This window comes from Mesobacillus selenatarsenatis SF-1 (assembly GCF_000813125.1).
GTDB classification, from domain to species: Bacteria; Bacillota; Bacilli; order Bacillales; family Cytobacillaceae; genus Mesobacillus; species Mesobacillus selenatarsenatis.
In genome coordinates this window covers 54,876-78,646 of the sequence record NZ_BASE01000054.1, presented here as the reverse complement: position 1 = coordinate 78,646, position 23,771 = coordinate 54,876, and the positions used below count along the sequence as shown (strand labels likewise).

Here is a 23,771-nt window from a genome sequence, read left to right as displayed (position 1 = left end):
TTTACATTCCGCATGTTCGAGGACAGGTTTTGCAGTAACTTCCTTTCTCCTTGAGCATATAGCTGAAACAGCAGGTTTTTCGTATCCTGTTATAAGAATCGGTCTCTTCCTGATAGACTGGTTTACTGTAATATCTCGTAATTGGATTGTTATTATACCGTCCAAATAGTTTTCCAGGGGCCGACTCGACCAGAAAAGAAAAGTCCTCTGCAGCTCTCGTCTTCACAGCATGATCCTCGGTTTGGCTTAAGATTTTTTCATAAAGCCAGAAAATATAGACAGCGACATTTTCCCATAGAATCAATTTTGAGATTTTCGCAGATTTCGAGATGGCATCCATAACCGGGAATAAATTTTCTGCGAACAAGTGCCTGACTGCTTCCGTTCTCCATTCATCGCGTCTATCTGCCGGGCATACTTCTGTACTTTTGTTTATCAGATAAAACCCAGGCAGCCAAAGACCATCCTGAATGGCATCCTCCAGAATAATATTCTCAGGTGATACATCCATCTTTTTGTTAAAAGCGCTCATTGAATATAAATATAGAGCTGCAAGAAAAGCATGTCTCTTCATGAATACAGAAGCTGCAGTCTTCAGGTCAGGAGCCTCTAGCTCGTTTTTGAACTTGTTCAGATAGCTGCTCATCGTTGACTCATTTAAAAAAGGGCTGAACTTAATTTGGACATCTTTGTCTGGTTCAGAAACCACAAAACGATAGTTAGCGAGAATCGCTAATTCCTTGGGGGTCAGGTCAGCTTTCATGTTCATACTCCAACTTTGTCCTTAAGGATGCAGCGTCCCTTTCCATAAGGGATGCAAAGTGGCGTGCCGAAAAGCGGGTCAATTGTCACTTCACATGCCATGCCGAAAACATGTTGGACAAGCCCGCAGTTAATCACCACTTCCGGCTTCCCCTGGTCAAAGATCTTCTGATCCTTAATTGCAACAATATTATGGGCATATCTGCAGGCAAGGTTCAAGTCATGCAGCACCATGACGATGGTTCTTCCTTCAGTTTCATTTAGTTCATAAAGTAAATCCAAAATCTCAATCTGGTGCGTCATATCCAGATAGGTTGTCGGTTCATCAAGGAGTATGATATCTGTATCCTGGGCAAGGGTCATCGCAATCCAGGCACGCTGCCGCTGTCCCCCTGACAAGGAGTCGACGGTTCGATCCTTCAGGTGATCGATACCTGTCGCCTTCAAAGCGTTTTCAACACTTTTTTCATCCTCTTCCGACCATTGTTTCAGCCACGTCTGATAAGGATATCTGCCTTGTTTTACAAGCTGCAGAACCGTCAAGCCTTCCGGTGCTGAAGGCGATTGGGGAAGGATGGCCATCTTGCGGGCAACTTCCTTTGTCGACAGCTTCGAGATTGCCTCGCCTTCAAGAAGGATTGATCCTGACTGTGGTTTAAGGAGCCTTGCAATTGAACGCAGCAAGGTCGATTTTCCGCAGCCATTCCCTCCGATAAAGACAGTAATCTCGCCTTTAGGAATGTGTATGTCTAGTTCATTTATAATAATGGAATCTCCATAGGATAGCGTCAGTTTTTCCGTTTCAATTGCCTGGGTCATGTTCATTCCCCTTTCTCTCAACTTAAGAATTTCGTGTCTTGAATAGCAGGTAAACAAAATAGGGAGCGCCAATACCTGCGGTAAAAACGCCCGCTGGAACCTCTAATGGCGAAAACATTGTGCGGCCAACCAAATCTGCCAGCATGACAAGGATTCCGCCAATTAATGCTGATACAGGCAAAAGAGCACCGAATGCTGAGCCAACCAGTCTCCTTGCCATATGCGGAGCCATCAGGCCAACGAAACCAATTCCGCCGGCAAAAGCAACTGAGCTTGCAACCAGCGCCGTGCTGACAAGCAGCAGGACAAAACGCTGGCGCTGAACATGCCCTCCAACACCGGTTGCAATATCTTCCCCCAGCTCCTGAACATTTACATTCCTTGAAAGAATAAATGCAATCAATAACATAACAACTGTCCAGGGAACGAGCACTGCTACATTTCCCCATGTTGATCCATAGACTGTTCCTGTTATCCAGATATTCGCCTGGCTTGCCCGGTATATTGGCCCCATGATCATCATCAACGTGGTCAATGCCTGCATCATCGCCGAAATGCCAATACCAATCAAAACTAGACGAACAGGCGAGACTCCGTTTTTCCATGATAGGAAATAGACAAGGAATGCTACCAGTGAAGCACCGGCAAATGCTGCGACCGGCATCCATTCTATACTTACTGTTAATGCATTCTTATCATCACTAAAAACAGCCAAAAATCCAACTACTGCTACAGAAGCACCGCCGGTAATCCCTAAAATATCAGGTGACGCAAGTGGATTCCTGATCATTCCTTGCAGCAGGCCACCTGCCACAGCCAAACTTACCCCGACCATCAAAGCTACTATGATTCTTGGCAGCCGGAAAGATTGTACGACCAACCTCTCCATATCGCTTCCCCCGCCAAAAAACACGGCAAGGACTTTTAATGGACTTATATCCATATCACCTAATCCTGTACTGATGACAAACACGGCAAATGCCGTAACAAGCAGCCCGGCAAAAATCGCCGCCGCCCTTTGATCAATCAAGAAGGATACTCTATCCTTAAACAGCCTTAAACTTTTAAACTGACTCATTTTCCGTTGAACCCCTTTCTCGCAATATAAATGAAAAATGGAGTTCCAATCATTGCCGTCATGACACCAACAGGGATTTCCTGCGGCATTAACACATATCGGGCAGCGATATCCGCCGCTAATAACAGCATCCCTCCAAAAATCGCCGAGAAAGGTACGACCCAGCGGTGGTCAATGCCAACAACCGCTCTCGTCAAATGCGGGATCACAATCCCGATAAAACCAATTGGACCAGCAACAGCGACTGCCCCACCTGATAAAAGAACGATGATGACTCCAGCGCCAAGCTTCACAAAACTAGTATTCAAGCCAAGTCCCTTAGCTACATCTTCCCCCATTGATAAAACATTCATTTTAGATGAAATCAAAACAGCTGCAATCCAGCCAATCGCTAAATATGGGATGACCCCAATGAGAGTCTCCAGCTTGCGTCCTTGTACTGAGCCTGCGAGCCAGTACAGTACCTGCTCAAGAGCAGCCTCATCCAATACGAGCAACCCCTGGGTGAACGATGAAAACATGGCCGTCATCGCTGCACCGGCAAGCGTCAGCTTCATCGGAGTCAGCCCTTCCCGGCCTGCCGAACCGATCACATACACACTGACTGCCGCTATGGCCGCACCCAGAAAGGAAATCCAGGCAAAGGCCTGCAGACTGCCGACTGAGAAAAGCGTCACAGCGATGACAACAGCAAAACCGGCTCCGGCGTTCACACCGAAAATCCCCGGTGAAGCTAGAGGGTTTTTCGTCAATGTTTGCATCAGGACACCCGCAATCGCCAGGCTGGCACCGACAGCCGCGGCAATCAGCGCCCGTGGAAGGCGTACTGATTGGATAATAATATGTTCATTTGACCCGTTATAATTCGTGAAAGCATTAAACGCGGTTCCCCACGATGTGTCCGTATATCCGTACACGATACTTGCACATATTAAAAATAAAATTAATAGTGTGGCAATCAATAATCCGCCCAATCTTTGTCCATTGGTTTTTAGCAGCATTTCAATTTACCTTTCTTTTTTAAGGAAGTTGTTTATATTGTTATTTAACTTTAAGCTATATGAGATTCATTTTCATTAGTTCATGGGAAAGTTCACAAAATCGTCAATGAATATGAAAATCATTATCAATTAGTTATTGACAAGGTCTCCCTATGCATTTTATCATAAAGGAGCAGTAATTGAAAATGATTATCAATCACATTCTAGGAGGAAATACATATGAAAGCTTCAAAATTATTGCTGACTCTTATTACAATCTTCACTGTCCTGCTTTTGGCAGCATGCGGCGGTAATGAGGATAAAGAAAAGGAGACAGCTGAACAACCAAAAGAAAAAGAAGAAACGAGCTACACTGTTGAACATGCCATGGGTTCCACTACATTAGAAAAAACACCAGAAAAAGTCGTGATTTTAACGAACGAAGGTACTGAAGCCCTTCTTGCGCTTGGAGTTACTCCAGTTGGTGCCGTTCAGTCATGGACAGGCGACCTTTGGTATGACCATATCGCTGATGAAATGAAGGATGTCCAGGTTGTTGGTGTCGAGAGCCAGGTTAATGTAGAAGCAATCGCGGCATTGCAGCCTGACTTGATTATCGGCAATAAAATGCGCCAGGAAGATATTTATGAACAACTTAAAGCAATTGCCCCAACTGTGTTTGCAGAGGATCTCCGCGGAAACTGGAAAAACAACTTTGAACTTTATGCAAAAGCTGTAAACAAAGAAGAAAAGGGCAAGGAAGTACTTGCTGCTTATGACCAGCGAATCGAAGACCTAAAAGAAAAACTTGGTGATAAAGTAAATATGGAAGTTTCTATGGTTCGCTTCATGGCTGGTGACGTACGTATTTACCACAAGGATTCATTCTCGGGCGTAATCCTGGAGCAAATCGGAATGGCTCGTCCTGAAAGCCAGGATAAAGAAGACTTTGCTGAAAAAGGTGTGACTAAGGAAAGAATTCCGGCAATGGACGGAGATATCCTCTTCTACTTCACATATGATGAAGGTGATGGGAAAGCGACTGAAGTTGAAAAGGAATGGATTGAGGACCCGCTATTCCAAAATCTTGAGGTAGCTAAAAAAGGTGAAGTCCATAAAGTAAATGACGCTATCTGGAATACAGCTGGCGGCGTAAAAGCTGCTAATTTGATGCTGGATGATCTTGAAAAACATTTGTTAAAATAAAATCCCCCCAAGATTTTATTAAACTAATCCCCCTTCCCTATATATAAGTTGAAAAAACCCGCAAAAACCTGCGGGTTTTTCTTTTTGCCTATACAAATGAAAATTCGTAAACAGTCTTCATAATCCTCCCATTTTCGGAAAGAATAAGCGTAAATCCAGATTGGCGGAGATTATTCATGAGACAGCTATTCAAAAAAAAACTGATGCAAGATATTGAGAAGGAAGCGGCACGTCAAGATACCGAAGGACAAAAGCCAGAGCAATACCTCAATGAGCACGAATGGGAAAAAGCACTTTTAAAATCACATGATTTTAAAAGGACTTTTTACGTGAATCAAAAAACAGAAAAAAAGTTCTGCTTCTCTTTTATATCAACTCTAGTAGATGAAAGCATTCTTCAGAACAACGCCCTCCCTTATCTGCTGGAAGGCGAATTAACGGAAATCGTAGATGTTAAAAGCCTGATTCCTATTGCTGATGTCCAGGTTTCAGACCACAATGAGGATATTGAAACGAAATTATTTAACGGATATGTACTCCTGACGCTTGAGGGTGAAGAAAAATATTTTGCCTTTATTGCAGCCCAAAAAGAAGTTGTCAGAAACGTTGCCCAGCCTGAGGTAGAATTCAGTGTTATCGGGCCAAAGGAATCTTTTGTTGAGTCCCTGGATCATAATCTAAATATGATTCGCAAAAGGGTCCCTGTGAAAGAGCTGATCATTGAGAATTACACGGTAGGTTCGCTTTCCAAATCGGGTGTGGCCATCCTGTATATTGATGGAATTACAAATAAAGATAACGTCAATACTGTAGTTCAGCGGGTCAAAGATATTGAGTTTGATGAAATCACAGATAGCTCTTATATCGTCCAGTTGATTTCAGATAACCAGAACTCTCCCTTCCCGCAGCTGCTCGATACAGAAAGACCGGATCGCATTGCTGCAATACTTGCAGAAGGTAAAGTCGCCATCCTTGTAGATGGTTCGCCCCACGCATTGATTGGGCCAACGACCTTAGTAGAATTCTTCGGATCATTCGAAGACTATTTCCTTAATTATTTACTATCTTCCTTTTTCCGTTTGGTCCGTCTATTCGCCGTTGCGTTCTCGATTTTGATTACACCTATTTATGTAGCAGCCCTTTCCTATCACTATGAATTGATACCAAAGGATCTATTAAGTACGTTGATTACATCAAGGAGGGAAATTCCGCTCCCTCCTATTCTTGAAGCCTTGTTCCTTGAACTGACAATTGAGCTATTGCGTGAGGCCGGTGCCCGCCTGCCGACAAAAGTCGGCCAGACGATCGGTATCGTGGGCGGAATCGTAATCGGTACAGCTTCCGTTGAAGCCGGCCTGACAAGTAACGTCCTGCTGATCATTGTCGCATTGGCAGCGCTGGCGTCTTTCACTACTCCAGTATACCGGATGGGCAATACTATCAGGCTGCTGCGGTTCCCGTTCCTGTTCTTCGCTGAGCTTTGGGGAATGCTTGGAATCGTCGTTTCGTTTTCTTTTCTCTTGGCGCATCTACTCAAATTGACATCATTGGGAAGGCCATTTTTGGAACCGCTGTATCCTCCAAGGATAACAGACTTCAAAGATGCAATTATTCGGCTGCCTTTTACAATGCAGTATAACCGGCCACAATATTTGAGGACAGAAAACCCGGTTCGTTTCAGTGAAAAAAAAGCGAAGCAAAAGAAGGACATCGATGAATGAGCATTGGAGGTTTGATGAATGCAGCAGCCAGTACCCGAAAGATTGCAAGTTTCACCATTTCTCGTTCTCTACCTGATCATGTCCATGCAGATTGGCATCGGGGTCCTTGGCTACCAGCGAATCATCGCGAAGGATGCTGGCTATGATGCATGGATATCGGTCCTTGCTGCTGGCTTGAGTATCCATATTATCATTTGGATGATTTATAAAATTTGCGGTACGGTTGAAGGAGATATTGTTGCTGCCAATGCCTATGTTTTCGGTAAAAAAATCGGCAATGTCATAAGTTCTGTTTTTATCTTCTACCTGCTAATTTTTGCTTTGGCTGTCTTAAGGACATTTATCGAAGTCATTCAGGTATGGATGTTCCCAGAGATCAGTACTTTCTGGTACAGCCTTGTCTTTTTGCTTCTGTCTGTTTATATCGTATTTGGCGGTTTCCGGACCGTGACAGGTATTGCTTTTTTCTGTATAGTCCTGCCGAGCTATCTGCTGCTGACATTCGGGTTCGCGCTCAAGTACGCAGAATACAGGAATCTACTGCCAATTTTTGATCATTCTCTTAAAGAATTCGCTACTAGTGCATATAACATGTCCCTTACCTATATCGGATTCGAAATACCCTTGTTTTTCTACCCTTTTATAAAAGATGCACCCAAGTCCCAGAAGTGGGCACATTTAGGGGTCTTTTTGACGACAATCATCTACACTGTTCTAGCAATTATTACTTTCACTTATTTTTCAGAAGCTCAGCTGGCCAAATCCATCTGGGCCACACTGGAAATGTGGAAGATTGTCAGCATGCCATTTGTCGAGCGTTTTGAATATATCGGTATTGCCAACTGGAACTTGATCATCCTGCCAAATATCTGCATAGCACTTTGGGGAGGCAGCATGATTTTAAAGAGGGCATATAAATTGCGCCAAAAGAAAGGCGTCATATTATTAGCACTGATCTGTCTGGTTGCGGTTTCCTTTTTTGATACTCGTGCGAAAATCAATCTTTTAAATGATTGGACTGCAAAAATCGGCTTCGCTGTTACCTATGTTTATATACCGATTTTATTTATCGCCACTTTGATCGCCAAGAAGGTGAAGAATAAAAATGAGAATTAGAAGTTTTTTTTGGGTTTTAGCAGCAGGCATCACACTTTCAGGTTGTGTCGAAAAAGAAATCATTGATGATGTCAATATTGAGATGGGCGTTGGCTATGATTTTGTTGAGGATGACAAAATTGAAGGTACGGTCATGATTCCCATTTTCAATCCTGATAAAAAAATTGGCAATTTCACCTATTCTGCGACTGCCGCGAGCAGCAGGGACCTCATTCAGGAAGTTCAGCGAAAATCGGCTCAGCCACTCGTAACTGGGTCATTGGAAATTGCTTTATTTGGAGAAGGCATTGCTAAAAAGGGAATTAGAGAGTTTACAGATGCATTCGAACGCGATGCAAGCATCGGTGCGAGGGTTTATTTTGCTGTCGCTGATGAGTCAGCAAAAAGCATCTTATCAGGGACATATGGCAACAGGGGGAACGCAGTCCATTTATCCCAGCTGATTAAACACAATATGGAAACACGGAATCTTCCAATTACAAACATGCACCTTTATTTATTTGACCTCTATCAGGAAGGGAAAGACCCCTACCTTCCTATTTTAAAAAAGGTAGAGCCCGAAATTATTGATATAGTTGGGATTGCTTTATTTAAAGATGATAAGCTCAAGAGCGAACTTCCTCCAGATAAAATGTTCTTCTTTAAGCTGCTTACGGACAAGTTCAGCGAAGGGGCATATAAACTGGATGTCGGTAAGGAGAAGGTGGTAATAAAAGATTTGGATTCAAAACATAAAATCAAGCTGACGAAACGGGATCCCTACAACATTACCGTGGAAATCAAGATCAAAGGCCTAATCCGTGAATACACAGGACATATTGTAACACCAGAGATTATTAAGAAGATCGAAAAAGAATTCGAAGAACAGGTCAACAAAGAAGCCAGCGCGATGATCAAGGATTTCCAGGAGCAGGGCATCGATCCCGTGGGATTTGGCCAGTTCATCAAAAGCAAGACAAGAGGCTTCGATTTTAAAAGATGGGAAGACGAATATAAGAATTTAACCGTCAATGTTAAAACCGATATGATTATAACAGAGGTAGGGATTGTTGAGTAAATCGAAATAGGGTGTCCCAAAGTACTTTGGGACACCCTTTCATTTTGCTTATGCAGTCGTCGAGAACATATATTTCTTGTAATGGTACCGTATTGAGAAAATCAGGCTTACCGCCAGCATATTTCCCATTAGCGAGCTGCCTCCGTAACTGATGAATGGCAGAGGGATACCCGTGATTGGCAGCAGGCCGATCGTCATACCGATATTCTGGAATACATGGAACGTGATCATGCTGATGACTCCTACACAAATATAGGTGTAAAAATCATTTTTCGTTTCCATACCGATTTTTGTGATTTGGTAAATCAGCAGGAAAAACAAGCTTACGATGATACTTGCACCGACGAAGCCGAACTCCTCGCCGATGATGCTGAATATGAAGTCAGTATGGCTCTCAGGCAGGTACACTTCCCTTGTACCATAGCCCTTCCCCACTGTTTCACCTGAGCCTATGGCCAGCAGCGACCTCGTCAGCTGGAAGCCGGTCGTGCTCTGATAATTATAAGGGTCAAGCCAGGAATAAATCCTTCCGAATTGATATTCCTTTACACCAAGATATTTTTCAAGGATTTCAGGCTTCCAGATCACAAAATAAAATATGATCGAAATAAGTGTAAGTCCTGTCCCGAAAATTGGCACAAGCAGCTTCCAGGTGATACCCGAGATGAAAATCATCCCAAGCATGATCGCAATATAAACAAGCGATGTACCAAGGTCAGGCTGCTGCATGACGAGCATGAGCGGCACCATCGTGACAATACCGATTTTGAGCAAAAGCCAAAAGTCCGATTGAATCGTTTTAAGCCGATATTTCTGATGGTGGTCGACAATCACCCTAGCAAGTGCCAGGATGATGAACACCTTCACTAACTCCGACGGCTGCAGGGTACCCATTGCCGGCACCCTGTACCAGCTTTTCGCCCCATTGATGACAGGAGCAATGCTTGAAGGCGCGACGATTAGCCCTGCCAGCAGGACGAGCCCAAAGCCATATGCATACCAGCTGAGTTTTTGCAGCTGATCGGAATCCAGGGTGATGACCGCGGCAATGATGCCAGCACCGATGACGTACCAGATAATTTGCTTTATTAAAAAGTTTTCCGAGCCATACTGTCCCGTCGTCTGGGCACTGTAAATGGCAACGCAGCTTGAAAGAAATAATAGGATCAATATCGTAACCAGCCCATAGTCGAGCCGGGAATTCGTTTTCGGATTCGAAGTCATTTTTATTCCCCTTTTAAAATGAAGGCAATTTCCAACTGAGAACTAAGGAAGCTATTTTATAAGGCATAGAATCGAGCCTTAATTGAAGAACTGTTCAATACTTCATTATATTTTTTTCGACAATAAATCACAACTTCTGACTATGAAATGGTTATTATTACATATCAGAATATTTTTATTCAGGCAATTTGACGCAGGTAAATGGATGTAGCTTACTTTTTGATTGTTGGGCTGATTTATTTTATAAAGGAAATAGAATGACGGACAGGTATTCTGATTTGTCGTGGATTTGTGGGCGTCATAACCCTCATGACGGACAGTTTTTCTATTTTTTCCCGGATTTATGTCCGTCATAACACTGATGACGGACAGTTTTTCTGATTTTTTCGGAGTTTGTGTCCGTCATGACTTTGATGACTGACAGTTCCCCTGATTTTTCCGGATTTGTGTCCGTCATCGTGACCGCTGTAAATTTTACGTGCATAGAGTTGGGACATGTTTCATAGCTTTGTAAGGGACAAAGTCTTTGAAAAAGTGGGGATTCTGTATGCTATCAAAAATTGAAGCTTTCTTTCTTGGAATTATTCAGGGTCTGACTGAGTTTTTGCCGATCAGCAGTACCGGACACCTTTATCTAGGCAGGAATTTATTCGGTCTGGAAGAGGCCGGCCTGCTGCTCGACACGATGCTTCACGTGGGTACGTTGCTGGCGGTGTTTGTGTTTTATAGATATGAATTCATCAAGATTTTGAAAAATCCGTTTGGGAAGCTCACCTTCCTCCTTGTTGTCGGTACGCTGCCGGCTGTCGTTGTCGGATTGCTGTTTGAGGATTACTTTGATGAGATCTCCAAAACTGGCGTGACGATTGGCTGGGAATTTCTGATTACTGGGACATTGATGTGGTTTGCCGACTCTATCAAGAATGGCCGCAAAAAAATGGATGATATCAGTTATACAGATGCACTGGTGATTGGCAGCTTCCAGGCGGCGGCGATTTTTCCGGCGATTTCCCGATCCGGTTTGACGATTGTCGCGGCGCTTTGGCGTAAGCTAGACCGCGAGACTGCGGCATACTTCTCCTTCCTGCTGTCGACACCAGCGATTCTTGGAGCAATCGTCCTACAGGGCAAAGACCTTTTCAGCGGCGGAAGTGAGACGATTTCGATTCAGGCGTTGTTGATTGGGATCATTTCAGCAGCGATTTTTGGTTATATCGCCGTAAAATGGATGATTGGCTACCTGAAAAATCATTCTTTGAAGCCTTTTGCGATTTATGTGTGGATAATGGGGCTTGTTGTTTTGTATTTTCAGTTTACTGGGCAGTTCTAAAAAGGTTTATTGGCGATAATTTGATTTTATTGGCGGAGTTCACAATTTTATTGGCGATAATTTCGTTTTATTGGCGATTTTCACAACTTTATTGGCGATAATTAAGATTTATTCGCGAACTGGAAAATCCGACATGTTTTTTCCAGTTCTTGAACCGAAAAATGCACACCATCCTCAAAATGGTGTGCATTTCTTCATTTATCAGCAGCTTCAACGTGTTTCGTGTTTTCGCTATTTTTATCAGCAGCCGCCGTCTCCGCCCATCAGGACCAGACCTTCGCGATACTCGTCATATTCAAGCGCCATACCTTCAGTATAGTCGACGATATTGGATTCAATTGCGACTTGGATTTCATTGATTACTGTTACATGATCATCTTCTTCCGGCTCCTCCAGAGCCAGGCCAATCTGCGGGCCTCCTCAGCCAAAGCCGCCGAAGTAGACGCGGATACCTGCTGCGTTGCGCTCAGCGAGGATTTCTTTTAAAATGTCGCGCGCTTTATCTGAAATTTGCATTCTCCCTGTTCCTTTCTACATCAATTCTGTCTAATGCTTAGTTTACCATGGTATCTACAAGAAATACATAATACTGCCCGGAGTATTTTGTGAAGGTTATATTTGGAAGTAACCGGCACTGTATTGGCAATTCCCTACCTGAATTGTGAACATTTTTCGATAATCTCACAATAAAACTAAACAAAACATAACAAAACTTAACGAAAACTATACCTATCTATCAAATATTTTATTATATTTAGTTTAGGAAGAAAAGGAGGGAATCTCTTTGCAAATTTATACTCCTGACGAAATTGCTGCCATGCTGAAAATATCAAAGCATACCGTCTATGAAATAATCAAACGTGGGGATCTGTCTGCCTTTAAAGTGGGCAATAAAATGCGAATAGAAGAAAGTGAGTTTGAAAGATATAAAGCCAGTATGTCCGCAAATCCAGCCAGAGCCAAGGAATCAAAGGAACTGAATACCTTGCAGCTGGCGGGCAGCCATGATTTCCTTGTTGAGCAGCTTGTTAAGTACATAGCATCAGAGGGAACGGGACTTTCGATCACCCCCTCCTACATCGGAAGCCTGGAAGGGTTGATGATGATTTATCGTGGCAGCGCTGACATCGCCGCAATTCATTTGCTGGATCCGGCATCACAGCAATACAATCTTCCCTTCATCCGCCAATTGTTTGTCCATGAGCCTATAACGGTAATGAGATTCGCATCAAGGGAACAGGGCTTGATCGTGGCTAAAGGAAATCCAAAGAATATTACCGGGGTCAAAGACCTGGCAAGGAGCGATATCACCTTCATCAATCGCCAAAAAGGAGCCGGAACCCGTTTCCTGCTCGATTACTTTCTTGCCAATGCAAAACTTGAGCCTGCAGCTGTAAAAGGCTATGCAACTGAGGAATGGACTCACCTGGGTGCCGCAGCACATATCAGCAGAGGATCAGCAGATGCCGCTTTTGGAATCAGATGCGCGGCGAGCCAGCTCGGATTGGATTTCATCCCGCTGACAAAAGAACAGTTTGATCTCGTGTTCCGCTGGACTCCTGAAAATAAAGGAGCACTGCAGCACTTGCTCGACCTGATTCAGCTCACCAATTTTAAAGAAAGCATCGCAGACCTCGATGGCTATGATGCTGAAGATTTCGGAAAAATCATTTATGGAAACCACTTAACGGAGGCATAGAACATGAAACTCAAACCACTTCTTTCTTTTATGATTGTACTCATGCTTGCTATCGTTTCCAGTTGTTCCGATTCATCTACTAAGGAAACTTCCGTAAAAGAAGGAAAAACGGACCTGATCCTCGCGACGACAACGAGCACCCAGGACAGCGGATTGCTCGATGTCCTTCGTCCTGAATTTGAGGGGAAGCATAATTATAACCTTAAAATCATTGCTGTAGGGACAGGCCAGGCACTTGAAATGGGTACGCGCGGCGAAGCGGATGTCCTGCTTGTCCACGCACCTGCAGCAGAGGAGGAATTAGTAAAAAGCGGCGATGCGATCAACCGCCAGAAGGTCATGTTCAATGATTTCATCCTGGTCGGCCCTGCAGAAGATCCGGCTGAAGTAAAAGGGTTATCAGTTCCAGAGGCATTGAAGAAAATCACCGATTCCAAAAATGCTTTTGTTTCTCGCGGCGATGATTCCGGTACTCATAAAAAGGAACTTGAACTATGGAAGAAATCGTCCCTTGACCCGAAAGCTCTTGGAGAAGCTTATATGGAGGCTGGACAAGGCATGGGGGCGACACTCCAGATTGCAGCAGAGAAAAAAGGCTATACTTTGACGGATCGTGCTACTTTCCTTGCGCAGAAGAAAAATATGCCTGAAACTGAAATTTTAGTAGAAGGTGACGAAAGTCTGCTGAACATTTACCACGTCATGCAGGTCAACAACGATGAGCATGAAAAAGTGAATGCAGAGGGTGCAAGAGCATTTGTAGAATTCATGATTGCAGAAGACACAAAGAAGTTGATCAAGGAATTCGGTGTAGACGAATACGGCGAGCCTCTTTTCTTTCTATTCGAATAATCTAAGTGGTGTATAATTTTACCATGCGCAAAATTTTAAAAAGAAAGCCTGATTGCATATGGAACTTTTACTAGAAGGATTAAAAAAAGCCATAGAAATGATTCTCTCTGGTGACCCGGAGATTCTCGAGATCACCCTGCTGACTCTAAAGGTGTCGATCACTGCTGTCTTGATCAGCACATTGATCGGCATCCCGGTCGGCATGTTTCTTGGACTTGCCCGCTTTCCGGGAAGGAAGTTCATACTCGCCATCATTAACATTGGCATGGGCCTTCCTCCGGTGGTCGCCGGCCTTTGGATCACTCTATTCCTCTGGCGGTCAGGACCGCTTGGCGATTTAGCCTGGCTTTATACGCCAACAGCCATCATCATGGCACAGATTTTAGTGTCGCTGCCGATTGTTACCGCGCTTACAAGCACAGCATTTCAGCAGATCAACCCTAAATTGATCCTTCAGGTGAAGGCACTTGGCGCCACAAAACTGCAGCTGTACTGGATATTGACGAAAGAGGTAAAGCTTGCCATCCTTGCAGCCATCATCGCAGGGTTCGGACGGGTTATTGCCGAGGTCGGTGCCGCAATGATGGTCGGCGGCAATATCAGCGGCGAAACCCGGATTTTGACGACCTCGATTGTGATGGAGGTTTCGAAAGGTAACTTTGACATCGCCCTAGCGCTTTCGTTCATCCTGATGACGCTGGCATTCATCATTACATTCAGCTTAACTTACTTACAGCAAAGGAAGCGGAGCCTATGATCACTGCAAAAAATCTAGAAGTGAGAGCCGGTAAAAAAGTTCTTCTTTCCATCCCCCACTTTGAGCTTCAAGAGGGTGAAGTGCTCGGGATCATGGGCCCGAACGGTGCTGGAAAAAGTACGTTCATCAAGGCGCTGGCTCTGCTGGAAAAGCCCTCACAGGGTACGATTTTTCTTAAAGGTAAGGATATTACGAATGACTTGACGCTGGATATGCGCAGAAGATTCGCTGTCGCGATGCAGCAGCCGCTTCTCCTTGATACAACAGTCTTCCAAAACGTCGCGGTCGGCTTAAAGCTTCGCAAGCTGCCCCGACAAGAAGTGAAACAAAAGGTCGCCTACTGGCTGGAAAAATTCCAAATCAGCTCTCTTGCGAAAAAACATGGAGCAAACCTCTCTGGTGGAGAAGCACAGCGAGTCAATTTGGCAAGGGCAATGGTACTTGAGCCGGAAGTTCTGTTTCTGGACGAACCATTCTCAGCCCTTGACTTCCCCACCAAAGTCCAGTTATTGAAGGATATCAAGTCCATCATCCAGCAGACAAACACGACGACTGTTTTTGTCAGCCACGATCTTATGGAATTGAAGTTCCTCGCAGATACGCTGGCAATCCTGATGGATGGGGATCTAAAGCAGACCGGTCCCACAGAAGAAGTTTTGGCATCCCCCAATTCTTCCACCTCCGGGTTCATCAACGATTGGCAGAGCCTATTAAATTGATTTGCTGCAAGCATGGCCGACACGCCATGCTTTTCTTTTAACCAAAAAAAGGGTTCCTCCAAAATTTGTGAAATATATTATTATATAAAAAGTTTTCAAAGGAGACCTCTCGGATGGAAATCACTATGGATTTTACGACACATAAGCAAATGGCAATGGACTTGTTCAACCTGACCTGGGATTTGATTGAGAAAACTGACCGGACGGAAAATGACGATGATATGATGCTCTATGCGGCTAATGCCTCTCGCTACCATTGGAGTGTTGTCGGCACTCCGCTGAACTTTGCCCGAGGTGAATGGCAGATTTCAAGAGTCTATGCGATACTTGAAAGAAGCGAGGCTGCTCTCCATCACGCCAGGAAATCATTAAGCCTTTGCACTGAGCATCAGCTTGGTGATTTTGACCTCGCATTCGCTTATGAAGCATTGGCGCGTGCCTATCATGCTGCCGGAAATTCCGACGAACAGGAACGATATCTTTCATTGGCACTGAAATGTGCTGAAAAAGTGGAACAGGAAGACAATAAAAATTGGCTTTTGAAAAATATTACATCAGTCAGCACCGGGGCGATTCCAGTCTGATTGTGAAAAATAATTGTTACTAGTCCAGATTAAGCTATTTTACGAACCCGGAGGTTGATCATAAAAGCCTTACATAAAGGAGTGTCTGGAATGAAATACGCCATCATCACAGGTGCATCGAGGGGACTTGGGGCATCTGCCGCACAGCAAATGCTGGCAGAAGGAATCCATGTTATTTCTGTTTCCCGTAATGAAAACAGCAGTTTGAAGCAGGCTGCGGAAAAAGCCGGGGCCGGATATATCCATCACAGCTGCGATCTTAGCTCCGAGGTTCAGGTCCAAAGTGTATTCACTGCGATTGCAGCTGATGTTTTTAAAAATGCGGAAGCCGTCTATGTCATCAATAATGCCGGAGTCATCGAGCCGATTGATATGACCGGTGAGCTTGATTCGTCTTTAGTCCAGACGAATGTCCAGGTCAATCTGACAGCGCCAATCCTGATCAGTAATTTGTTTTTACAAAAAGCAAAAGAAACCGGCACCAGAGTCATCATCGCAAATGTAACCTCCGGTGCTGGTGAGCGCCCAATCCAGGGTTGGAGCATTTATTGCAGTACGAAAGCCGCCGTCAATATGTTCACGATGACCGCCGGCCTTGAGCTTGAGAACAGCGGAAGCAGCAGTAAGGTTATCGCCTTCAGCCCGGGAATCATGGATACTGATATGCAGGTGACAATCCGTTCTTCCTCCGAAGAATCATTCGCCGATGTGGATACCTTCAGGAATTACAAAGAAAGCGGCAGTCTTCGCAGTCCTGATACTGTTGCTGGAGCGCTTGTAAAACTAGTACTGGCTGATAACCTCGAAAACGGGAAGATTTATAAGGTGAATGACTTGTTATAATCACAAAATGCGGAGGAGCAATGCTTCTTCGCCTTTTTGCATAAAATTTCGTTTTTCCACCTTTTAAGTAATTATCTATATTTCCTTCTACAACCTCATTCTGCTCTGTTTCTGGATACTTTTTTAGTATGATAAACCTAAGATTGATCATGGGAGTGGCATAAATGGATCGGATCTCTTTTAAAATCGGGGTTGTTTTTTTCATAACGATATTGCTGGTCGAAGGTGTGTTATTCTACTACCTGCACTCTTCTATCATCCATTCTAGGATCGACGAGGAGCTAGCTTCCCTGCAGACTCGCGGCAATAACCATCGTGATATTCTGGAAACTTCCTATTCTCAGGAAACCATCCACCATATCACGACAATGGAATCACGGACGGACACCCATGTCATTATCACGGATCAAACAGGCGTAATCGTTTCTTCTTCCGTACCGGCCGATTCCTCAATGAAGGACATCATAACAGAAACGCCAGGAGATGTTCCGAGAGCTGGGTTGATTTTAGAAGATGACTGGCAGGACAAGCAATATATTGCGTCGGTAAGCCCCCTGGAGAACGACGGTGCTGTTTATATGTTCAAGAATACCCAGCGGGTCCAGAGCCTGATTGCCAAGTTGAACAAGCACTTCTGGCTTGCCGGAATCCTGCTGTTGACATCAATGGCCGTGATTACCCTTTTCCTATCCAGATTTATTACTAAGCCAGTCATTAAGATGAATGAAGCGACTTCAAAAATCCGCCAGGGCGACTATTCTGTCACTCTGCCCCGCCGTGGTAATGATGAATTGGGCGAGCTTGCAGAATCGATTCAGGTGCTGGCAGACGACCTTAGCCACATGAAGAGGCAGCGGAATGAGTTCCTCGCGAGCATTTCACATGAATTGCGGACACCGCTCACCTATATTAAAGGGTATGCTGACATCGCCGGTAAAGCAGGAACAACATCTGAGGATAGAAGCCACTACCTGCAAATTATCCACGAAGAGGCAACCAAGCTTACTGGTCTGGTAAAAGGGTTATTTGACCTCGCAAAAATGGATGAGAACACTTTTACCATCGAAAAAGAACGTTTGGAACTCTGTACATTCATGCGCGGAATTCACTCGAGGATGGCACCATCTTTTACCGAGAAAAATATGACGCTTAATTTTGCCTGTCACGGGGAAGTCTATATCGAGGCTGACCCGGTCCGCTTTGAACAAATTCTCATTAATCTGCTGGATAATGCCAGAAAGTATTCAGAAGAAGGAACTACGACCACAATGCAGGTTTTTAAAAAGAATGGCCATACCCATATCACCGTCATGGATGAAGGAAAAGGCATTCCTGATGAAGACCAGACGTGGGTTTTTGACCGCTTTTACCGGGTCGACAAGTCACGGTCGAAAGCTTTGGGAGGTTCAGGGCTCGGACTTGCGATCGTAAAGGAACTTGTAGAAGCGCATGGCGGAAAAATCACCCTGCGCAGCGAGCTAGGCAAGGGAACTACGTTCGAAATAATTCTTTGAGTGGTTTTAAATGTGTGAAACATGGAATACATAACTAGAGGGGTGATGTCATTGAAACGAGTTAATTCGTTGGTGGAAATTGTTGAAGCTGTGAAGAAAGAACGCAATGGCAATAAAGTCTTGCTCAATCAGCACGAAACCTCACGCTCCGCTGTCACTTTGGGTGACGAAGACACAGAATCCGGCACGAGGCTCCACGTGAAAGCTTTGCTGAATGATACCCTTTATTACTCAGAAGTATTTACGGATGACACACTGTATGAGGAAGCGAACGGGCTGATCCAGGAGTTGAAAGGTCTCGCAGAGGTTGAGTTAGTGAGCGAGGAAGAGATTGACCAGTTAGTTAAAAAATGAGTTTTAAAGGGCAGCTGATTGCAAGCTGTCCTTTTTTATTGGAGAAATGAGGTAACAGAACCACAGTTTAAAAAGTTTTTACATATTGCCCCCCTTCTACCGGGAAAACTAGCTTAGTACTCACTAAAAGGAGGGCTTACAATGACGAAAAAGTTCAATAAAGGCAGCAAAAATCAAAACTCCCCAAAGCTCGGTAACCAGATGGCCGAGTTTTCCGGTGAATTGACGAGCGGTGACAACAGCAAGGGGAACAAACACAACAAAGACCAGAGCGACAAAACAGACCGACATCATTAGGCTTCTGGAATTTGATAAAAGGAAAAGCCGGCAATCAAACTTGCCGGCTTTTAGTCCATATCAGTCAGGATGGCTGTCTGGTTATTCAGGTTTGCCGGATCTACTCCGTTGCTTTCATTTTCATCGTAAAAAGCGTCCTGGAGCTTCATGTTCGCTTCCGCTGTTTCCATTTGCTCTTGTTCAGAACCTGGATTGACAGGCTTTGCTTTTGGATTGATATTAACCAACTTGTCCTTTTCCATGTTGTATCCCTCCTGAAGTTAGTATCAGCGTTAGACTTTACTTTTACCCGGATTAAAGCTGATAACAACTTGAAAAATCAGGAATTTATCTCCTGACAGAGGCTGCCATCCGGACATAAGTATGCCGTTTGCCACGTACGACAATCGAATAGGCCATGATGTTCTCAGGAGAAGCGATGCCCGCTGCCCCAGCGTCCCCGATATGGTAGAGATCAGCACCCGCCATCTTGCTGTTCAGGGCGATTTGTTTGATTGTTTGCTCATCCGCCCCCTCCTGGCTGGTTCCGGTCGTCAGGATGGCGAGCGCCCCTTTTTGGTGGACAAGCTCAACAAGCTTCGCCGTCTTTTCAACCGTAAAACCCGGCACAGTGCCCGGCGAAGGAATCAGGATTATGTCCGCACCCGCCTCGACAAAACTATGCAAGGTTTCTTCCGTCATCATTGAGCTTCCCGTCTCACCTGCCACCCCTGCACCATGCATTTTGCCAGCAATGATCAATCCGTCTGAACCAAATGCTGCACGGGCTAGTTCAATCGCTTTTGTGATCTCAGCATTCGTCACACCTGTTTTTGGATTGCCTGTCAGGCAGACGAAATCAAAGCCAAGTTCCTTCGCTCTTTTAAGTGAAGCATCGGTAGCCATTCTTCCTTCAGGAAGCTGCTGCAGTGCCTCAAGCTTATCCGCCTGGAGATCGACCGGCTCAAGGTTCAGGCCAATTGGACGGCCAACCAGCTTCTTTAATTGGCGGACCACTTCAGCAGGCGTTGCTTCCGGCAAGCTCTCGACCGAAGGGTTCATCACATCGAAAAAGTTCAACAGGATAAGGTCAGCACCGAATGCTGCTGCTATTTCCGCATTCGTCACTGCCGGATAAAGCGGTGAGAATGCCCCGATGACCTCAGATAAAATCGTCCGACCCTCCGAAGCGATGATCGCCTTTTTCAAATCCTGTCCCGTCATTTGTTCAAAATCAGATGCTGTGCAATCCAGTAGACGCTTCATGAATAACCCTCCATATATGTATAGGTTCTATTTCACCAATTTCTCCAAGCAAAATCATTCTTTGAAAAAGGCTCTTTTCTCAAACTTTGTTGCTATTGACTACAAAATAGGATTGAATGACCTATGCTTCTTTACAAAATTGAAGCTTATTATGAGAAAAGAGCCTGCACTCTTAATACCGACCTGCAAAATAGCCTTTTATCACGTTAAAATCGGCTTTAGGATTTTAACAACAATTTTTACGAAAACAGCCTTGTAAAAAAGACCTGGCAGTGTTACCCACCGCCAAGTCTGTCTTTCTTATTTAAATGTATAAATTTTCACACTTAGATTAGTGTCTAGCTGCGGCTCCTAACTCCTCGAGACGGTTGTCTAGTGTCGCCGCCTAGAAACTCCGAAACTTCAACTCCGCCGGCAGAAGCAAAAAAGCGCTTCTTTGTCGGAGTCTCCAGTTTCTGTGTTTCTGGGCAGTCGGCTATACTTTTCGATTTCGGTCCTGCCAATGAAGTCAAAGAGCGACTTCACTGTCAGGCTCTCCAACGCTTGTCGGAGTTGGGCAGTCGCCTCCGCTTTTCTATTTTCGCTTCATTTCATTGGACAAAAATTCTACATCGGTTCCAACAATGACTTGAAGTTCTGTTTTATTAAGCTTTAACACACCTTTTGCGCCAAGGCGCTTCAGCTCTGCTTCATTTACTTTTGCCATATCATCGACTTTTAAACGAAGGCGGGTTACGCAGTTGTCCAGTTCCTTAAGATTGCTTTTGCCGCCTAGTGCCGCAAGATAATGATCTGCAAGCTCTGCGTAATTTCCTTTTGACGCGCCGCTTTCCGTGAATTCACCCTCAACCTCGTCTTCCCGTCCTGGCGTCTTGAGGTCAAGCTTGATGATCAGGAAGTAGAAAATCACGAAATAGAGCACTGCGTACACGAGGCCGACACCGAGCAGCAGCAGTGGCTTTTGGGCGATCCCGTAGTTCAGCACAAAGTCGATTGCACCGGCTGAGAATCCGAATCCATGGTGGATATCGAGCATGTAGGTAATCGACATTGCCAGACCAGTCAAAACGGCGTGAATTCCGTAAAGGACTGGAGACAGGAACATAAACAAGAATTCGATTGGCTCTGTGATCCCTGTCAGGAATGATGTGAACGCTAAACCAATAAGCGCTCCTGCAGTAGCCTTCTTGCGTTCCTTTTTCGCCGCGGCAATCATCGCGAATGCTGCAGCTGGAAGGCCGAACATCATGACTGGGAAGAAACCGTTCATGAAGATACCGGCTTTAGGGTCACCTGCGAAGAAACGGTTCAGGTCACCTTTTACAATATCCCCTGCCGCATTCGTAAATTCACCAAATTCGAACCACACAAGCGTATTTAGAACGTGGTGAAGGCCCATTGGAATCAATAGACGGTTCAGGAAACCGAATACGCCTACTCCAACTGCACCCGCACCAACAATCCATTCACCGACATTGTTAATGCCTGTTTGGATTGGCGGCCAAACATAACCGAAAATACCGGCTAAAACAATCATCACCAATGAAGTAATGATCGGAACAAAACGTTTACCACCGAAGAAACCGAGCCAGTCCGGCAGCTTAATATCATGAAAACGGTTGTATAGCAAACCGGCGATTACCCCGGATAAAATCCCGCCGAGCACCGCCATATTGATGCTTTCATTGACAGCACCTGCACCCTTTGTCAAAACAAAATAGCCTATTGCACCAGCGAGCCCGGCAGCACCGTGACCATCCTTCGAAATACCGACTGCCACACCGATCGCGAACAACAATGCAAGATTCGCAAAAATTGCGTCACCTGCTGCAGAAATGAAAGGAATATCTAATAAGTCCGGCTGCCCAAGACGCAGCAATAACGCAGCTGCAGGTAAAACAGCGATTGGAAGCATCAAAGCCTTCCCGATTCTTTGTAAAAATCCTAGCACCTTCAACACCTCTTCCGTTATAATTGTAAATGCTTACATTTTTCAGGAACATTGTAGAAATTTGTAAACATACACCCAGTTTAACACTTCGACTCTCTAAATAATATCCTAAAAAAAGACTATTTTTAATATTTAGACTTCAGAAGTTCCGGCGCTCCCTTCCTGAGTATGTCACCCTCGTAATCGGACAGGGCTGATACTTATAGCTTATTCGCCGTTTTTTATAAAATTCCTTTCGGTACTGGAGGGCATTGTAGAAACAAAAAAACCTGCATTTCTGCAGGTTCAATCCAAAAGAAAAACCAGCTTTCCGGCGGGTTAATTCAATCTTACATAGCATTTTCTTTCGTGTTTCGTGAACAGCGGTCCAACCGCGAATATTTGACGATCCCCATAACGGCTCCGGCTATCTCCACTACCTCGCCATTGTTCATAACAGGCACGAGCGAGATCGCATACGTTTGTCCGCCAATTTCAATTTCAAAGACAATCTTCTCATTATTTTTCCAGACACAGTCATAGTACCTTTCAATTCTCCACGCCTTATCGGGCAGGAATTCATCGAGGGTCTTGCCATTAATCTCATTCGGGGTGAAGCCAAGATCATTCAGCAGCCCGCCGCCAACGATGTGGTGGATAAAGTCCTCACCCTGCTTTGATAGCTTGAAAATGATTCCATAATGGCTCTGGATCATCTCTTCCGTCTGTCGCCACATTTTTTCATGAGGATCCTTCAGAAAGCTGTCATCCGCAATCGTCGAGAAGTAGAAACCTCTCATGATGAAAAAGTAGCCAAGCGCCTTGTACAGATGACCGGTGAAATTGTCGATATCATAAACGCTCTGGTAAATCGTGAAAACGAGTTCGGACAAAAACAGAAACGTGAATGCCAGCGCTACATACAGATGCTGGCCATTCTTTCCTTCATTGTAAAAGTAAAGCGAAATGACAATTGAGATGAAGTGCAGGAAACTGGCAGCGTATTCTATGAGATTTTTCAAGATGGTTGTCCCTTCACCTTCAATGACGAGTAGCGGAAGGCTCTGTTCATACCTGAAAATCACAAACATAATGACTCCTATAACCGCAGTGCAAACTGCCAGGCAAATGCGCCTTGGATCCTGTTGCAGCTTCCGTTCGGGCAGGACGAGTACCAGCACGATCAATAATGATTCAATGCTGCGGGCCGAAACCCAGAACCATGTCGCCTTCGCGATGGAACTTTCAGTTATAAAAAAGGGCATTCCCTGGAATGTGAGTGTATGCAATAAATCTAGCATTCCGACAATGAAAAACAAAAAGCTCAGCATCAGGATTTTCCTGGACTGCGAGAAGCCGAACGCTTTCCAGCCATATGAGAAAATCGAAAAGGAAACAGCAATACTGAAAAATTCCAAAATCGTATGGATGGCAATATAATTTTCAGGGTTCAAATAGGACGAAAGGTCGGCATGATAGAGATGGATCACCATCAAAAGCATGACCGCAGCTACAATATATATGAGAAACCTTCCCTCCGACATGCTCTTCTCCATTTTGCTCACCTGCTTAGGGAGGATATAATTACCTTTATTATAAGCACCATCCAATACCCCTGCTCAGCTTACATATAGCCGTTTTGTGAATATTGCCAATTCCGGATAGATACACATATGGGTTTTGC

23 protein-coding genes are annotated in these 23,771 nt (G+C 44.6%); 14 read left to right on the top strand and 9 right to left on the bottom strand.

Annotated features, from left to right (window positions below; all coding sequences use genetic code 11):
• Window position 1 precedes the first annotated feature (1 nt).
• Genes TY49_RS11720 through TY49_RS11705 form a run of 4 tightly spaced genes read right to left on the bottom strand, consistent with a single transcriptional unit; the run spans window position 2 to window position 3,660 of the window.
• Window positions 2-763 (bottom strand): IucA/IucC family C-terminal-domain containing protein, encoded by a 762-nt coding sequence (locus tag TY49_RS11720; protein ID WP_041966091.1) that lies wholly within the window; start codon window positions 761-763, stop codon window positions 2-4.
• A gap of 2 nt (window positions 764-765) precedes the next feature.
• Complete coding sequence (locus tag TY49_RS11715) at window positions 766-1,581, bottom strand: ABC transporter ATP-binding protein (protein WP_439646164.1); 816 nt, start codon at window positions 1,579-1,581, stop codon at window positions 766-768.
• Between the two features lie 22 nt (window positions 1,582-1,603).
• On the bottom strand, window positions 1,604-2,659 hold the full coding sequence (locus TY49_RS11710; RefSeq protein ID WP_041966089.1) for a FecCD family ABC transporter permease: 1,056 nt from the start codon (window positions 2,657-2,659) through the stop codon (window positions 1,604-1,606).
• Window positions 2,656-3,660, bottom strand: coding sequence for a FecCD family ABC transporter permease (locus TY49_RS11705; protein ID WP_041966088.1), 1,005 nt, complete (start codon window positions 3,658-3,660; stop codon window positions 2,656-2,658). Before TY49_RS11705 ends, TY49_RS11710 begins: the two co-directional genes overlap by 4 nt.
• 219 nt (window positions 3,661-3,879) lie before the next feature.
• Between TY49_RS11705 and TY49_RS11700 the strand changes: the two genes are divergently transcribed.
• The 4 genes from TY49_RS11700 (at window position 3,880) to TY49_RS11685 (ending at window position 8,739) form a co-directional block, all read left to right on the top strand.
• Window positions 3,880-4,845, top strand: coding sequence for an ABC transporter substrate-binding protein (locus tag TY49_RS11700; protein ID WP_041966087.1), 966 nt, complete (start codon window positions 3,880-3,882; stop codon window positions 4,843-4,845).
• A gap of 203 nt (window positions 4,846-5,048) precedes the next feature.
• Entirely contained in the window at window positions 5,049-6,566 is a 1,518-nt protein-coding gene (locus TY49_RS11695; protein ID WP_041966165.1) for a spore germination protein, read from the top strand.
• Between the two features lie 18 nt (window positions 6,567-6,584).
• Window positions 6,585-7,682, top strand: a complete 1,098-nt coding sequence (locus TY49_RS11690; protein WP_041966086.1) for a GerAB/ArcD/ProY family transporter — start codon at window positions 6,585-6,587, stop codon at window positions 7,680-7,682.
• Window positions 7,672-8,739 (top strand): Ger(x)C family spore germination protein, encoded by a 1,068-nt coding sequence (locus TY49_RS11685; protein WP_041966085.1) that lies wholly within the window; start codon window positions 7,672-7,674, stop codon window positions 8,737-8,739. Before TY49_RS11690 ends, TY49_RS11685 begins: the two co-directional genes overlap by 11 nt.
• 48 nt (window positions 8,740-8,787) lie before the next feature.
• On the opposite strand, the gene TY49_RS11680 is transcribed toward TY49_RS11685, so the two are convergent.
• The gene (locus TY49_RS11680; RefSeq protein WP_041966084.1) at window positions 8,788-9,963 is read right to left on the bottom strand and encodes an FtsW/RodA/SpoVE family cell cycle protein; all 1,176 of its coding nucleotides are present in this window, start codon (window positions 9,961-9,963) and stop codon (window positions 8,788-8,790) included.
• Window positions 9,964-10,510: 547 nt separating this feature from the next.
• Between TY49_RS11680 and TY49_RS11675 the strand changes: the two genes are divergently transcribed.
• The 10 genes from TY49_RS11675 to TY49_RS24990 all read left to right on the top strand — a co-directional run bounded on the left by TY49_RS11675 (window position 10,511) and on the right by TY49_RS24990 (window position 18,912).
• Window positions 10,511-11,293 (top strand): undecaprenyl-diphosphate phosphatase, encoded by a 783-nt coding sequence (locus tag TY49_RS11675; RefSeq protein ID WP_041966083.1) that lies wholly within the window; start codon window positions 10,511-10,513, stop codon window positions 11,291-11,293.
• Between the two features lie 784 nt (window positions 11,294-12,077).
• Complete coding sequence (locus TY49_RS11670; RefSeq protein ID WP_232310444.1) at window positions 12,078-12,992, top strand: helix-turn-helix transcriptional regulator; 915 nt, start codon at window positions 12,078-12,080, stop codon at window positions 12,990-12,992.
• Window positions 12,993-12,995: 3 nt separating this feature from the next.
• Complete coding sequence (locus tag TY49_RS11665) at window positions 12,996-13,844, top strand: ABC transporter substrate-binding protein (RefSeq protein WP_041966082.1); 849 nt, start codon at window positions 12,996-12,998, stop codon at window positions 13,842-13,844.
• Between the two features lie 58 nt (window positions 13,845-13,902).
• Window positions 13,903-14,601: an ABC transporter permease gene (locus tag TY49_RS11660; protein ID WP_041966081.1), complete on the top strand. Its 699-nt coding sequence runs from the start codon at window positions 13,903-13,905 to the stop codon at window positions 14,599-14,601.
• Complete coding sequence (locus TY49_RS11655) at window positions 14,598-15,320, top strand: ABC transporter ATP-binding protein (protein ID WP_041966080.1); 723 nt, start codon at window positions 14,598-14,600, stop codon at window positions 15,318-15,320. The genes TY49_RS11660 and TY49_RS11655 overlap by 4 nt, the downstream gene beginning before the upstream one ends.
• A gap of 113 nt (window positions 15,321-15,433) precedes the next feature.
• On the top strand, window positions 15,434-15,904 hold the full coding sequence (locus TY49_RS11650; RefSeq protein WP_041966079.1) for a tetratricopeptide repeat protein: 471 nt from the start codon (window positions 15,434-15,436) through the stop codon (window positions 15,902-15,904).
• A gap of 90 nt (window positions 15,905-15,994) precedes the next feature.
• Window positions 15,995-16,747 carry a (S)-benzoin forming benzil reductase gene (locus TY49_RS11645; protein WP_041966078.1) on the top strand — a complete coding sequence of 251 codons (753 nt, stop codon included), beginning with the start codon at window positions 15,995-15,997 and terminating at the stop codon, window positions 16,745-16,747.
• Between the two features lie 164 nt (window positions 16,748-16,911).
• A complete protein-coding gene (locus TY49_RS11640; RefSeq protein WP_041966077.1) occupies window positions 16,912-18,261 on the top strand; it encodes a sensor histidine kinase in 1,350 nt (449 codons plus the stop codon).
• Between the two features lie 51 nt (window positions 18,262-18,312).
• Entirely contained in the window at window positions 18,313-18,615 is a 303-nt protein-coding gene (locus TY49_RS11635; protein WP_041966076.1) for a hypothetical protein, read from the top strand.
• A 141-nt stretch (window positions 18,616-18,756) separates the two neighbouring features.
• The gene (locus TY49_RS24990; RefSeq protein ID WP_023626523.1) at window positions 18,757-18,912 is read left to right on the top strand and encodes a hypothetical protein; all 156 of its coding nucleotides are present in this window, start codon (window positions 18,757-18,759) and stop codon (window positions 18,910-18,912) included.
• A gap of 50 nt (window positions 18,913-18,962) precedes the next feature.
• On the opposite strand, the gene TY49_RS11630 is transcribed toward TY49_RS24990, so the two are convergent.
• The 4 genes from TY49_RS11630 to TY49_RS11610 all read right to left on the bottom strand — a co-directional run bounded on the left by TY49_RS11630 (window position 18,963) and on the right by TY49_RS11610 (window position 23,643).
• Complete coding sequence (locus tag TY49_RS11630; protein WP_041966075.1) at window positions 18,963-19,154, bottom strand: hypothetical protein; 192 nt, start codon at window positions 19,152-19,154, stop codon at window positions 18,963-18,965.
• A gap of 85 nt (window positions 19,155-19,239) precedes the next feature.
• On the bottom strand, window positions 19,240-20,157 hold the full coding sequence (locus tag TY49_RS11625) for a DUF7916 family protein (protein ID WP_041966074.1): 918 nt from the start codon (window positions 20,155-20,157) through the stop codon (window positions 19,240-19,242).
• Between the two features lie 574 nt (window positions 20,158-20,731).
• The gene (nagE, locus tag TY49_RS11615; protein ID WP_041966072.1) at window positions 20,732-22,108 is read right to left on the bottom strand and encodes an N-acetylglucosamine-specific PTS transporter subunit IIBC; all 1,377 of its coding nucleotides are present in this window, start codon (window positions 22,106-22,108) and stop codon (window positions 20,732-20,734) included.
• A 329-nt stretch (window positions 22,109-22,437) separates the two neighbouring features.
• Window positions 22,438-23,643, bottom strand: coding sequence for a membrane-associated sensor domain-containing protein (locus TY49_RS11610; protein WP_041966071.1), 1,206 nt, complete (start codon window positions 23,641-23,643; stop codon window positions 22,438-22,440).
• Between the last annotated feature and the right edge of the window lie 128 nt (window positions 23,644-23,771).

Bases quoted from the DNA above. Each gene is read 5' to 3' on its own strand.
- TY49_RS11640 (WP_041966077.1), top strand. From the start codon at position 16,912: ATGGATCGGATCTCTTTTAAAATCGGGGTTGTTTTTTTCATAACGATA.
- TY49_RS11630 (WP_041966075.1), bottom strand. From the start codon at position 19,154: ATGGAAAAGGACAAGTTGGTTAATATCAATCCAAAAGCAAAGCCTGTC.
- TY49_RS11645 (WP_041966078.1), top strand. From the start codon at position 15,995: ATGAAATACGCCATCATCACAGGTGCATCGAGGGGACTTGGGGCATCT.
- TY49_RS11695 (WP_041966165.1), top strand. From the start codon at position 5,049: ATGCAAGATATTGAGAAGGAAGCGGCACGTCAAGATACCGAAGGACAA.
- TY49_RS11690 (WP_041966086.1), top strand. From the start codon at position 6,585: ATGCAGCAGCCAGTACCCGAAAGATTGCAAGTTTCACCATTTCTCGTT.
- TY49_RS11685 (WP_041966085.1), top strand. From the start codon at position 7,672: ATGAGAATTAGAAGTTTTTTTTGGGTTTTAGCAGCAGGCATCACACTT.
- TY49_RS11655 (WP_041966080.1), top strand. From the start codon at position 14,598: ATGATCACTGCAAAAAATCTAGAAGTGAGAGCCGGTAAAAAAGTTCTT.
- TY49_RS11700 (WP_041966087.1), top strand. From the start codon at position 3,880: ATGAAAGCTTCAAAATTATTGCTGACTCTTATTACAATCTTCACTGTC.
- TY49_RS11710 (WP_041966089.1), bottom strand. From the start codon at position 2,659: ATGAGTCAGTTTAAAAGTTTAAGGCTGTTTAAGGATAGAGTATCCTTC.
- TY49_RS11625 (WP_041966074.1), bottom strand. From the start codon at position 20,157: ATGAAGCGTCTACTGGATTGCACAGCATCTGATTTTGAACAAATGACG.
- TY49_RS11675 (WP_041966083.1), top strand. From the start codon at position 10,511: ATGCTATCAAAAATTGAAGCTTTCTTTCTTGGAATTATTCAGGGTCTG.
- TY49_RS11650 (WP_041966079.1), top strand. From the start codon at position 15,434: ATGGAAATCACTATGGATTTTACGACACATAAGCAAATGGCAATGGAC.
- TY49_RS11680 (WP_041966084.1), bottom strand. From the start codon at position 9,963: ATGACTTCGAATCCGAAAACGAATTCCCGGCTCGACTATGGGCTGGTT.
- TY49_RS11610 (WP_041966071.1), bottom strand. From the start codon at position 23,643: ATGGAGAAGAGCATGTCGGAGGGAAGGTTTCTCATATATATTGTAGCT.
- TY49_RS11705 (WP_041966088.1), bottom strand. From the start codon at position 3,660: ATGCTGCTAAAAACCAATGGACAAAGATTGGGCGGATTATTGATTGCC.
- TY49_RS24990 (WP_023626523.1), top strand. From the start codon at position 18,757: ATGACGAAAAAGTTCAATAAAGGCAGCAAAAATCAAAACTCCCCAAAG.
- TY49_RS11720 (WP_041966091.1), bottom strand. From the start codon at position 763: ATGAAAGCTGACCTGACCCCCAAGGAATTAGCGATTCTCGCTAACTAT.
- TY49_RS11660 (WP_041966081.1), top strand. From the start codon at position 13,903: ATGGAACTTTTACTAGAAGGATTAAAAAAAGCCATAGAAATGATTCTC.
- TY49_RS11715 (WP_439646164.1), bottom strand. From the start codon at position 1,581: ATGACCCAGGCAATTGAAACGGAAAAACTGACGCTATCCTATGGAGAT.
- TY49_RS11665 (WP_041966082.1), top strand. From the start codon at position 12,996: ATGAAACTCAAACCACTTCTTTCTTTTATGATTGTACTCATGCTTGCT.